This is a genomic window from Kitasatospora purpeofusca, from assembly GCF_034043715.1.
Classification (GTDB): Bacteria; Actinomycetota; Actinomycetes; order Streptomycetales; family Streptomycetaceae; genus Kitasatospora; species Kitasatospora purpeofusca_A.
On sequence record NZ_JAXCLC010000047.1, the window covers coordinates 59,867 to 72,241 of the forward strand.

At 74.2% G+C, this 12,375-nt stretch carries 8 protein-coding genes and 1 pseudogene; 3 read left to right on the forward strand and 6 right to left on the reverse strand.

The features are described from left to right. Positions 1-252 precede the first annotated feature (252 nt). Positions 253-1,566 (forward strand): YhgE/Pip domain-containing protein, encoded by a 1,314-nt coding sequence (locus SM793_RS23370; protein ID WP_320440230.1) that lies wholly within the window; start codon positions 253-255, stop codon positions 1,564-1,566. 69 nt (positions 1,567-1,635) lie between these two features. Here SM793_RS23370 and SM793_RS23375 read toward each other — a convergent pair whose 3' ends face one another. From SM793_RS23375 to SM793_RS23400, 6 genes are all read right to left on the reverse strand, one after another. Continuing rightward, complete coding sequence (locus SM793_RS23375; RefSeq protein ID WP_413816020.1) at positions 1,636-2,988, reverse strand: M1 family metallopeptidase; 1,353 nt, start codon at positions 2,986-2,988, stop codon at positions 1,636-1,638. Positions 2,989-3,128: 140 nt separating this feature from the next. Continuing rightward, positions 3,129-7,082, reverse strand: a complete 3,954-nt coding sequence (locus SM793_RS23380) for a Pls/PosA family non-ribosomal peptide synthetase (protein ID WP_320440231.1) — start codon at positions 7,080-7,082, stop codon at positions 3,129-3,131. Between the two features lie 437 nt (positions 7,083-7,519). Next, positions 7,520-8,386, reverse strand: coding sequence for an NmrA family NAD(P)-binding protein (locus tag SM793_RS23385; RefSeq protein WP_320440232.1), 867 nt, complete (start codon positions 8,384-8,386; stop codon positions 7,520-7,522). Positions 8,387-8,427: 41 nt separating this feature from the next. Next, the gene (locus SM793_RS23390) at positions 8,428-8,913 is read right to left on the reverse strand and encodes a hypothetical protein (protein ID WP_320440233.1); all 486 of its coding nucleotides are present in this window, start codon (positions 8,911-8,913) and stop codon (positions 8,428-8,430) included. A gap of 148 nt (positions 8,914-9,061) precedes the next feature. Further along, positions 9,062-9,583 (reverse strand): MarR family transcriptional regulator, encoded by a 522-nt coding sequence (locus tag SM793_RS23395; protein ID WP_320440234.1) that lies wholly within the window; start codon positions 9,581-9,583, stop codon positions 9,062-9,064. A gap of 139 nt (positions 9,584-9,722) precedes the next feature. Beyond that, on the reverse strand, positions 9,723-9,926 hold the full coding sequence (locus SM793_RS23400) for a hypothetical protein (RefSeq protein ID WP_320440235.1): 204 nt from the start codon (positions 9,924-9,926) through the stop codon (positions 9,723-9,725). Between the two features lie 347 nt (positions 9,927-10,273). On the opposite strand from SM793_RS23400, the gene SM793_RS23405 reads away from it, so the two are divergent. Further along, positions 10,274-11,863: an FAD-binding oxidoreductase gene (locus SM793_RS23405; protein WP_320440236.1), complete on the forward strand. Its 1,590-nt coding sequence runs from the start codon at positions 10,274-10,276 to the stop codon at positions 11,861-11,863. A gap of 113 nt (positions 11,864-11,976) precedes the next feature. Further along, positions 11,977-12,375, forward strand: a pseudogene (locus SM793_RS23410) (hypothetical protein); the annotation flags it as partial.

Consider the following 12,375-nt stretch of genomic DNA (forward strand, 5'->3'; position numbering starts at 1 on the left):
AGGTCCGGGGCGGTGGTCAGGGAAGCCTCCCGCCCAACCTAGTTCGTGCGTGTCCGCCCCTTCCACCCATTTTCGTCCCCGGGCCACCACGCCCCTGACACCGGGTCGACTCCCGCCTCCACACCGCCACGCCCCCGCGCCCGGGGCGTACGGGCGTACGGGCGCGCGGGTGACCCGGGCGGCGTGGCGCCGACCCCCGTCCGCGCCCGGCTCCTAGGGTCCGTCTGACCGCCGACCACCCTACGGAGCGTCATGCCCTCGCAGCCCGAGCCGACCCTGCCCGAGCCCCGCCGGCCCGAACCGCCCACCGGCGTCAAGGCCCGCCGGGTGCTCTGCAACCCCCGGATCTGGGTGGTTCCCGGCGTCCTGGTCGGACTGCTCAGTCTGCTGATGTCGCTGCTCTACCTCGGCGGCATCCTCGATCCCCGCGGCGACCTGCACGACCTGCCGATCGCGCTGGTGAACACCGACCGGGGCGCCGCCGTCGCCGGACAGCAGCAGAACCTCGGCGAACAGGTCGTCACCGGGATCGCCACCGCCCCCGGCCAGGGCGACGCGGTGGCCTGGCGGCAGCTCGACGAGGCGACGGCGAAGGAGCAGTTGGCCTCCGGCAAGATCTACGGGGCACTCCAGGTGCCGCCCGAGTTCACCGCCACCGTCGCCGCCCTCGGGGGCGCGGGCGAGCGGCCCGCGCGCCCCACCGTGCTCCAGTACACCAACCCGGGCGTCGGCAGTCTGGGCTCCTCGCTGGCCGCCCAGATCGGCCAGCAGGCCGTCCACCAGGCCTCGCTGGCCCTCGGCGCGAAGCTCACCGCGCTGCCGCAGGCCCAGGGCGCGGGCAACGCGGCCCGGCTGCTGATCGCCGATCCGATCGCCGTCGCCACCACGGTCGGCCACCCGATCGGCAACCGCAGCGGACTCGGGCTGTCCGCCTTCTACTACACCCTGCTGCTCGTACTGGCGGGCTTCTTCGGCGCCAACATCATCGGCAACGGCGTCGACGTCGCGCTCGGCTACGCGGACAACGAGGTCGGCCCCTGGCGCGCCCGCCACCCGGTGGTGCCGATCAGCCGCACCAGCACCCTCGCCGTCAAGTGCGCGATGTCGGTGGGCCTGTCACTGCTGACCTCCTCGCTGATCATGCTGGCGGCGGCGGTGATCCTCGACATGGACGCCGACCACCTGCCGCTGCTGTGGATCTTCTCGGTCTGCGCCAGCAGCGCGGTCGGTCTCGGGGTCCAGGCGATCAACGCGGCCTTCGGCGGCCTCGGCCTGCTGATCAGCATGTTCGTCTTCATCGTGCTGGGCCTGCCGTCCTCGGGCGCGACGATCCCGCTGGACGCCCTGCCGTCGTTCTACCGCTTCCTCTCGCTCTTCGAGCCGATGCGCCAGCTCACCGACGGCGTGCGGGCGATCCTGTTCTTCGACGCGCAGGCGGACGCGGGCCTGACCCGGGCCTGGATCTGGATCGCCATCGGCACCGTCGCGGCGCTGCTCTTCGGCTTCGCGATGACCCGCTACTACGACCGCAAGGGCCTGCACCGCACCGTCCCCGAGCTGGCCTGAGCCTGCGCCTGAGCCTGCGCCCGGGGACGGGGACGGGGACGGCGGTGCGGGCGCCGGGCCCGCGGGCCCTCAGCCGGCCGGCAGCGGCGGCAGCTCGGGCCGCCACAGCCAGGCGTCGAACAGGCCCTCCAGCGGCGTCCGCGCGTACCGGGCGGCGTGCGCGACGAAGTCCGCCGTGGTGACCACCCCGTGGCGGTGGAACGCGGCCCAGTCCTTGAGCATCCGGAAGAACGCGGTGTCGCCGAGCGTCAGCCGCAGCGCGTGCACCACCAGACCGCCGCGCTGGTACAGCCGGTCGTCGAACATCAGCTTGCGGCCCGGGTCGGCCAGCCGGAGGTCCTGCGGCAGCCCGGCCAGCAGCCGGTGCGCGTACAGGGCCCGCGCGGCCGCCGCCGGCCCGCCCGAACGCTCCGACCAGAGCCACTCGGCGTACTTGGCCAGCCCCTCGTTCAGCCAGATGTGGCTCCAGTCCCCGATCGAGACGCTGTTGCCGAACCACTGGTGCGCCAGCTCGTGGGCGATCAGCCGCTCCCGCTCCCAGCCGCCGCCCAGGTGGTTGGTGCCGAAGGTCGCCACCCCCTGCGCCTCCACCGGCACGTCCAGCTCCTCGTCGGCGACCACCACCGTGTACTCGCCGAACGGGTACGGGCCGAACACCTCGCCGAAGTAGGCCATCATCCTCGGCTGCCGCCCGAAGTCCGCGGCGAACGCCCCGGCCAGCCGCTCCGGCACGTACCCGGTCTGCGGCACCTCCGGGTGCTCGGCCAGCGGCACCGGCCGGTACGGGCCGATCGAGACCGTCACCAGGTAGGTCGAGGTCGGCGCGGACTGCTCGTACACCCAGGTGGTGCTGGACGAGCGGGTGGTGCGGGTCAGCAGCCGGCCGCCCACCACCACGGTGTACGGGGACGGCGTGGTGACCGCTATCTGGTACGTGGCCTTGTCCGCCGGCCGGTCGTTGCACGGGAACCAGGACGGTGCCCCGACCGGCTGGCTGGCCACCAGCGCGCCGTCGGTCAGCTCCTCCCAGCCCAGGCCGCCCCAGGGGCTGCGGACCGGCCGGGGATTGCCGGTGTAGTGCACCTCCACGGTGAAGGCCGCGCCGGCCGCCAGGGCCTTCGCCGGGCGCACCCGCAGCTTGCCCGCCCGGTGGGTGTAGCGGGCCGGCCTGCCGTCCACCAGCACCCGGCCGATCCGGAACTCCGCGAGGTCCAGCGCGAACTCGCTCAGCGCGGTCGCCGCGACGGCGCTCAGCCGGGCCGTGCCGCCCAGCCGGTTGGGGCCGGGCCGGTAGTCCAGCGCCAGCTCGTACCGGTGGACGCGGTAGCGGGGATCCCCGCTGCCCGGGAAGTACGGGTCCGGCAGGGCGACGGGCTGCGGGGGCGGCGAGGGCTGCGGGGACTGCGCCGGGCTGTGGTTCACCGGGTCGTACGCTCCTGGAACACGGGGTGGGTGGACGGAACAGGGGAGGGACGGGGACGGACGGCGGACGGTGGCGGGCGCCGACCGGACGCCCGAGGGGCCGGACGGGGCGAACCCCGGCCGGCCCCCCGGGACGGCTGTCAGGACGTGGCCTGCCACACCTCGATCGGGTTGCCGAGCCACCTGGAGTCGGCGGGCACCGACTCGGCACGCATCACCAGCGAGGCCGGACCCAGCGTGCTGCGCGCGCCCACCGTACTGCCGGGCAGCACGATGCCGCCGGGCCCCAGGGTGGCACCCTCGCGCAGGACGACAGTATCCATCCGCATGATCCGGTCGTGGAAGAGGTGGGTCTGCACCACGCAGCCCCGGTTGATCGTCACCCCGTCGCCGAGGGTGACCAGGTCCGCCTCCGGCAGCCAGTAGCTCTCGCACCACACGCCGCGCCCGACCTTCGCGCCGAGCGCCCGCAGCCACAGGTTCAGCACCGGGGTACCCGGCACCGCGCCCACCAGCCACGGCACCGCCAGCACCTCCACGAAGGTGTCCGCCAACTCGTTGCGCCACACGAAGCCGCTCCACAGCGGGTGCTCCACCGGCCGGAACCGGCCGACCAACAGCCACTTCGCCGCCACCGCCACCGCGCACGCCACCGTGCCCGACGCCAGCAGCACCGGACCGGACAGCAGCGCCGCCGCGAGCGGCGACCACGCCACGGTCAGCCAGGACAGCGCGGCCAGCGTCAGCGCGCCCAGCGCGCCCGAGGCCAGCACCGGCAGCAGCCGGCACACCTCGACCAGCCCGCGCGCCCACAGCAGCCGGGTCGGCGGCTCGTAGGTCAGGCTCTGGTCCCCCCGGTCGGCCGAGCGGGGCAGCCGCACCGGCGGCATGCCCAGGTACGAGCCGCCCTTCTTCGTCTTCGCCGGCGTCGCCGACAGCACCCCGACCAGACCGCGCTTGGGCACCGAGCGGCCCGGCGCGGTCATCCCCGAGTTGCCGAGGAACGCCCGCTCGCCGACCTTCGCCTCACCGAGCCGCACCCAGCCGCCGCCCAGCTCGTACGGCGCCATCAGGGTGTCGTCGGCCAGGAACGCGCCGTCGCCGACCGTGGTCAGGCTCGGCAGCGCCAGCACCGTGGACACCTCCGCGTGCCGCCCGACCCGCATGCCCAGCGCCCGCAGCCACAGCGGCGTGACCAGGCCCGCGTACAGCGGGAACAGCACCTCCCGGGCCTGGTCCATCAGCTGGGTGACCGTCCAGGCCTGCCAGCCGACCCGGCCGTACAGCGGATGCACCCCGGGCTCCAGGCCGATCGACAGCAGCCGCACCGCGGCGATCAGCTGCGCCGCGTACACCGTGCCGAACGCCAGGACGGCCGGCAGCAGGCCGAGCAGGGCGCCGCCGAGCGCGCCGCCCAGGTCGTCCGCCGGGTCGACGAACGGGGCCAGCACCGCCAGGCCGGCCACCGCCGGGAGCAGCGGCAGCAGGCTCAGCGCGGTGCCGCTCAGGCCGTACAGCGCGGACCAGCGGGCCCGGCGCACCGGGCGCTCCTTCGGCCAGGTGCGCTCGGCCCGGCCGAGCTTGACGGCGGGCGCGCCGCCCCAGCGCTGGCCGGTCGGGACGTGACCGGTGACGCTGGAGCCGGCCACGACCCGCGCCCCCTTGCCGATCCGGGCGCCCGGCAGCAGGGTCGACCGGGTGCCCACCACGGCCCCCGGTCCCACCTTGAGCTGGCCGACCTCCAGCCGGTCGCCGTCCACCCAGTAGCCGTTCAGGTCCACCTCGGCCTCCACCGCGCAGCCCCGGCCCAGCTTGAGCATGCCGGTGACCGGCGGCAGCGCGTGCAGGTCGACCTCGTCGCCGACCTTGGCGCCGAGCGCCCGCGCGTAGCGGACCAGCCAGACACCGGAGAGCGAGGTCGCGCCGCTCACCTCGGCCAGCCGCTCGGCGGTCCACAGCCGCAGGTGGACGCCGCCGCCGCGGGGGTAGCTGCCGGGCCGCAGGCCGCGCAGCAGCAGCCGGGCGCCGCCGGCCCCGATCGCCAGCCGGCCCGCCGGGGTGAACAGCGCCGCCGCGAGCGGGACGACCGCCCACCACGAGGCGGTCGGCGCCCAGGCGAAGCCGTCCAGGTGGGAGAGCAGATTGCCGAGCGCCAGCACCGCCGCCGTCCAGCGCAGGCCGACCACGGCGAACAGCGGGACCAGCAGGAGCAGCTGGATCACCTTGGCGCGGGCCGGCACCGGGTCGACGGTGCGGGCCTCGCTGGTGCGGACCGAGCTGCGCTCGAGGTGCCGGGCGAGCTTGCGCAGCGTCGGGTTCTGGTAGATGTCCAGGACCGCCGCGTTCGGGTAGCGGGCGCGCAGCAGGGTGGTCAGCCGGGCGGCGGCCAGGCTGCCGCCGCCGATCGCGAAGAAGTCCTCCCGGGAGCCGCCCACCGGCACCCCGAGGATCTCCGTCCACTGCTCGGCCAGCCAGGCCTCGGTGCCGTACAGCTGCTCGGTCGGCCCGGTGGACTCCAGGTCGGGCAGCGGCCAGGGCAGCGCGTTGCGGTCCACCTTGCCGGAGGTGCGGGTGGGCAGGGTGTCGACCGGGGCCAGCAGCGGGACGAGCGCGGCCGGCAGCTCGGCGCGCAGCCGCCGCACCGCCTGCTCCCGGTCCCAGCCCTCGCCGGTCACCAGGTAGCCGACCAGCAGCTGGTTGCCGCCGCGCGCGGTCCGCACGGCCGCCGCCGCGCCGGCCACGCCGGGCAGGGCCTGGAGCGCCGCGTCCACCTCGCCGAGCTCGATCCGGCGCCCGCCGAGCTTGATCTGCTCATCGGCGCGGCCCAGGAACAGCAGGCCCTCCGGGTCGGCCTGGACCAGGTCGCCGCTGCGGTAGGCGCGCTCCCAGCCCATCGAGGGCAGCGGCGCGTACTTCTCGGCGTCCTTCTCCCGGTCCAGGTAGCGGGCCAGGCCGATGCCGCCGATCACCAGCTGGCCGGTCCCGCCGGGCGCGACCGGCTCGCCGGCCTCGTCGACCACGACGAGGTCCCAGCCGTCCAGCGGCAGGCCGATCCGCACCGGGCCCTCGCCCGTCAGCAGCGCCCCGCAGGCGACCACGGTGGCCTCGGTGGGGCCGTAGGTGTTCCACACCTCGCGGCCCTCGGTGACCACGCGCTGCACCAGCTCGGGCGGGCAGGCCTCGCCGCCGAAGATCAGCAGCCGGACCTCGTTCAGCGCCTCGGCCGGCCACAGCGCGGCCAGCGTCGGGACGGTGGAGACCACGGTGATCTCCTGCTCGGCCAGCCAGGGGCCGAGGTCGACGCCGCTGCGCACCTGGGAGCGGGGGACGGGCACCAGGCAGGCGCCGTGGCGCCAGGCCAGCCACATCTCCTCGCAGGAGGCGTCGAAGGCGACCGAGAGGCCGGCCATCACCCGGTCGCCGGGGCCGATCGGCTCGTCCTGGAGGAAGAGCGCGGCCTCGGCGTCGACGAAGGCGGCGGCGTTGCGGTGGGTGACGGCGACGCCCTTGGGGCGGCCGGTCGAGCCCGAGGTGAAGATGATCCAGGCATCGTCGGCGGGGGTGGGGCGGTGGGCCTCGGGGGTGGGGCGGTGCGCGCCGGGGGCCGGGTCGGCGAGCGGCTCGCGGGCCTCGCCGGTGAGGGTGAGCGCCAGCTCGGCGCCGAGCACAGCCGCGACGGCGGCCTCCTCGAAGACCAGCTGGGCGCGCTCGTCCGGGTCCTCGGCGTCCACCGGGACGTAGGCGGCGCCGGCGGCGAGCACGGCGAGCACGGAGACGTAGAGGTCGTTGGTGCCGGAGGGGACCCGGACGCCGACCCGGTCGCCGCGGCCGATGCCGGCGGCGGCGAGGCGGCAGCGCAGCTGCTCGACCTCGGCGGCCAGGGCCCGGTAGCCGAGCACGGTGCGGCCGTCGTCGAGGGCGGGCTCGGCGGGGTACTGCCGGGCGGTCGCGTCGAGGATGTCGATCAGGGTGCGTGGGGCGGGGGCCGGCCGGCCGGGGTAGTGGGCCTGCTTCTCGGCGGCGGTGTCCCGGTCGGTGGTGCCGCCGTCGGCGGGCGCGTCAGCGCCCGGTTCCCGGCTGGGTTCGGCTGTCATCAGTGGCGTGTGCTCCTAGGTCTCGCCCCGTCCCGATGGATCTTCCGGCCCTTGGGGGCGGTGGGAGCACTCGCCTGATCCGGGTGATCCCACTCCGGGGCCGGAACGGACAACCCAACCGATGGTAGCCCGGTCCGGTGAACCGCACATCGGCCGACACTCCGCCCAACTGGCCCTTGGATGGCCGAATCTGACGTCCCGTCAGGTCACAACTGAGGCTCCTTCGATCGGATGTGACGGGCCGTCAGTCGTTCTGACGGATCGTCAGGTCGATTTTCCGACCGTGACCCATGCCACATCCGAAGTCGCTCCCAGGGGCCCCGGAGCCGCTTGACGGAGGCCACGGAGCTGCTCTCCGGGGGCGACGGGCCCGCCGCCGGGGGTGCGGCGGGCCCGTCGGAGCCCGGTCCGGGGAGTCGCGGAACCGCGCGGACGGGTCAGCGGAACCGGTCGAGATGCTCCCCGAGGAATGCTTCCAGGGTACGGGGGGCGCGTCCGATCAGCCGGGTGGCGGCGTCGTCGGGGGCCTCCGGGCGCTCCACGGCGAGCCGCTGGATCTCGACCACGTGGGCGGCCAGCCAGTCCGGCATCCCGGCCCGGGCGACCAGGTGGGCGTGCAGTTCGGCGGGCGGCAGGTTCACGGAGCGCACCGGCCGGCCGCGCAGGGTGCCCAGCAGCTCGGCCAGCTCCGGGTGGCTGTACGCCCGGCCGCCGGTCAGCGGTAGGTCGCCGCCGGCCGTGTCGGGGCGGGTGAGCACCGCGGCGGCGACATCGCCGATGTCCCGGCAGTCGACGTAGTTGCACCGGACGCCGTCCAGGGCGCCGAAGATCGCTCCGGCGGCGGCGACCCCGGGCGCGAGCAGCAGCAGCTTCTGCATGAACGCGTACGGGCGGAGCACGGTGGTGGTGATGTCGTAGGCCCGCAGCCGCTGCTCGATCAGGTGGTGGCCGCGGGAGACGGCGACCGGGGAGTCGGGCTCGGCGGCCGGCGCGGAGACCTTGACGATGTGTTCCACGCCCAGGACCACGGCCAGGTCCACGGTGCGCAGCTCGTGCTCGACCTGCTCCGGGCCGTTCGCCATGGTCAGGAAGAGCTGCGTCGTCCCCTTGAGGGCGGCGCGCATCGAGGCGGGGTCGCCGGCGTCGGCGACCGTCGCCTCGACCAGTCCGCGGGTGTGCGGGTCGAGTCCGGCCAGCAGACGGTCGGGGTCCCGGCTCAGGGCACGGACCGGGACGTCCTGGGCGGCGAGGCTGCGCAGGGTGGCGCCGCCGGTGGCGCCGGACGCGCCCATGATGGTGATCATGCGGGTGTTGCTCCTTCGGTAGGGGGCGGTGCGGGAGCGGGTCAGTGGGCGCGCCGGCGGCGGGGGAGCGAGACCCGCCAGCGCCAGGTGGTCATGGTCGCCGCGATCGCGGCGGACAGGGGCAGGTCGATGCGCAGCCGGCCCGGCCACGGGCTGTCGGCCAGCGCCGGGATCCGGGGCAGCAGCTCGGCCGCCGCCAGGCCGACGGCGAGGGCGAGGGCGGCGCAGCCGAGGCCGAAGGCGAGGGCGCGCAGCGGGATCGGCCCGCGGGCGGCCCAGGAGTCGGCGGACCGGCGCCGGTGCCGGAGGCCGACCAGGGTGGCGACCAGGGCCGAGGTGCCGGCGATGGTGGTGAGGGCGGCGATCCTCAGCTCGGACTGGCCGGTGGCCATGCCGCCGGCGGTGGCCATCACGGCGGGTGCCGCGTACGCGATCAGGACCTCGCGCCAGAGGACGAAGCGGGGCGGGGCGGCGGTGTCGGGGGTGGTTCCGGGGGCGGTGGGTCGCTGCTTGGTTCTGCCGGGCATGGGGTCGTCCAGGTGATTAGGAGGCTAATTATAGGTGTACGGTTGGTCGACAACGTGATGGTGAAAGGGCTTGTGGTGGATCGATGGGGCGGCGTGCCGGTCCGCCCGTCTTCGGGCAGTCGTGGGTCAGCCGCCGGTCAGCTGTCCGTCAGCTGTCCGTCAGCGCGGACATGCCCTCGACCAGTCGGGCCAGCAGGTCGAGGAAGACCGTGCGCTCCTCGACGGACAGCCCGGCGACCATCGCCTGCATCCGGTCGAAGTGCTCGGGTGCCATGTCGCGCAGCCGCTGGGCGCCCCGCGCGGTCAGTATCACCACGTTGCCCCGCCCGTCCTCGGCGGACGGGCGCCGGGTGACCAGGCCGTCCCGCTCCAGCCCGTCGACCAGGCCGGTCACGGTCGCGCGGGAGACCCCGAGCGCGGCCGCCAGCTGCGAGGGCGATTTCTCGCCCCCGTGGTCCTCCAGCTCGGCCAGCAGCCGGTAGCGCCCGGTGGACAGGCCGAAGCGGGCGAAGTGGGCCTCGCCGGCCTGGCCGAGCCGGGCTCCGGCGGCCATCAGTCGCGCCGCGACGAGGACCGCCTGCGGATCGGCGGGCAGGCCGTACCGGGAGAGCTGTCGGCGGGCCTGGTCGAGCGAGGGGGCGCCGTTGCCGGCCGGGTGCTGCTGAGCCATGAAAGTAATATGGCGCCTAACCTGATCTTTCGTCAAGCACTTCGCCGCAGGGCGGTGAAAACCCCGGTCCCGCTCCGGGGTGCGGAGCGGGACCGGGTTTCCGTGGCGGGGCGCCTGTGACGGCCCCGCGCGCACGCGGCTAGCGCAGCCGGCTGCCGCCCCGGAAGTGGGAGAGGTAGAGGCCGAGGCCGGTGACGGCCAGCGTTCCGACGCTGGCCGCGGCGGCGATCGTCTGCTTGTGGTGCTCCAGGAACTCCTCGATGCTGTCGAACGCGCTGTGGTGGTGTTCGGTGTCCAGGTGGACGTCCCCGTGCGGAGTGACGACCGTGTACTGATAGGCCATGGCTGCCTCCCGGTTGGTTCCTCTGCCGTGGTCGATCCCCGGTCGGCGGAGGCGGAAACCGGCCTCCGGTCCGGTGCAGCCGGGTTCATCGGTTCCGGGTGGTCGGATCGGACCGTTCCGGCTACGCACGGGAACCCCGGTCGGGCCGCCGCCGTTGCGCAATTGCCGCGCATGGCCAGGATTCGTCTACATACGGTCATATTAATTTGTGGGCGATGGATATCTCCGGCATTCCTTGCTAGCGTTCGCCCGCCCATCTGTCGGAGTCGGGAAAGACGGTCCCAGGAATGCGCCATGATTTCTCCCGCCACGATTTCTCTCGCCGCGGGTTCCTCGGCAGCACCGGAATGGTCGCCGCCGGAGCCTCCGCCGCCTCGCTCGGCCTGACCGTCGGCGCCGCCGGCCGGGCCTCGGCCCAACCCGTCGAACAGCCCGAGGGCTGGACGGTCTTCCCCCCGGACTCCCGCTACGAGACGCTCAGCCAGGGCTTCAACCAGCGGTGGCGCAGCAGTCCGGCGTACATCCGGCTGGTCGGCAACGAGGCCGACGCGGTGGCGGAGCTGCGCTCGGCGCTCGATCGCGGGCTGCGGCCGACGGTGCGCGGCGGCGGCCACTGCTACGAGGGCTTCGTCGACAACGACAAGGGCGTCATCCTCGATCTCAGCACCCTGCGCGGGGTCGGGGCGGGGACCGACAAGTACGGCGGCGCGACCTACTCCGTCGAGGGCGGAGCCACCAACTGGGACGTGTACACCACGCTCTTCCGCGAGTACGGGGTGACCATTCCGGCCGGGTCCTGCTATTCGGTCGGCGCGGGCGGCCACATCTGCGGCGGCGGGTACGGGCTGCTGTCCCGGCGGCACGGGCTGACCGTCGACCACCTGGTCCAGGTCGACGTGGTGACGGTCCGGGGCGGCGTGGTCGAGGTGACCCGGGCGCACCGCGGCGACCCTCCCGGCTCGCCCGAGCACGAGCTGTTCTGGGCCCACACCGGGGGCGGCGGCGGAAACTTCGGGGTGGTGCTGCGCTACCACTTCGCCCACGCGCTGCCGGCCCCGCCGCCCCGGGTCTGGCTCAGCAGCGTCGCCTGGAAGTGGGCGGACCTGCTCAAGCACCCCGAGGACTTCCGCACCCTGCTGGACAACTTCGGTGCCTTCTTCGCCGAGTACAGCGGCCCCGCGGAGAAGGTGTACCGCGGACTGTTCTCCATCCTCCACCTCACCCACCACTCGAACGGGAACGTCGTCCTGTTCAGCCAGTGGGACGAGGAGGACCCGGCGCCGCTGGACGCGTTCCTCGCCCGGGTGGAGCGCGGGATGCGCGCCAAGCCGACGACGCAGACCAACGGCGTCGGCGGGCTGTACCTGCCCTATCCCGACAAGCGTCGCCGACTGCCGTGGTTCCAGGCGACCATGACGCTCAACGGCTCCGGCCCGAACCAGCGCGGCAAATACAAGTCGGCCTACCACCGCAGGGCGTTCACCCCCGCCCAGATCGACGCCTGGTGGACCTGGCTCACCAAGGACGTCGAGGGCCTCGACCTCACCCAGACGCTGGTCCAGATCGACTCCTACGGCTGCCGGGTGAACGCGCGGGGCGCCGCCGAGACCGCCGTCCCGCAGCGGGACTCGGTCATGAAGCTCCAGTACCAGACCTACTGGACCGACCCGGCCGACGACGCGGCCCACCTCGCCTACCTGAGCGGCCTCTACCGGGACACCTACCGGGCGACCGGCGGCATCCCGGAGATCGACACCGACACCGACGGCGCCTACGTCAACTACCCGGACGTCGACCTGGGCACCACCGCCGACAAGCAGCCGGCCTACCAGCGCCTCTACTACAAGGGGAACTACGGCCGGCTGCAGAAGGCCAAGAACACCTGGGACCACAAGAACGTCTTCCACCACGCCCAGTCGGTCACCCTGCCGTCCTGACCGCGCGTGTGGAGCACGGCTCCCGGCGGCAACCGGCGGTACGCATTCCTACAAGCCTCCCGCTACCGCCCCCCGCCAGGATGGACCTCCGAAGGACCACGCAAGGAGGTTGCATGTTGGAACGCCTGCACGTGGGAACCATCAAGAAGCGTCTGCTGGCCGTACCCGTCGCCGTCGCCGCAGCCCTGGCGGTGTGCGTCGCCCCCGCCGCGACCGCCGCGACCGCCGCGACCACGGCGACCACGGCGACCACGGCGACCACGGCGACCGACCCGGGCACCGCTCGCGCGGGATTCTCGGCGCAGGCCCGCAGCCTCGGACTGGACAGCTCCCAGGCCAGGAGCCTGCAGGCCCGGGTCGACGGCTATCTCGCCGAGACCCCCGGATCGAGTCAGGTGGCCGCCAACCGGATCACCCTGAGCGGGGGCGGCGAGCTGCTGCTCGCGCTCCCGGGGGAGGAGCGCGCCCGCGACCTGGGTGCCGGGGGCGGCAGCCCGGCGCTGTCCGCGGGG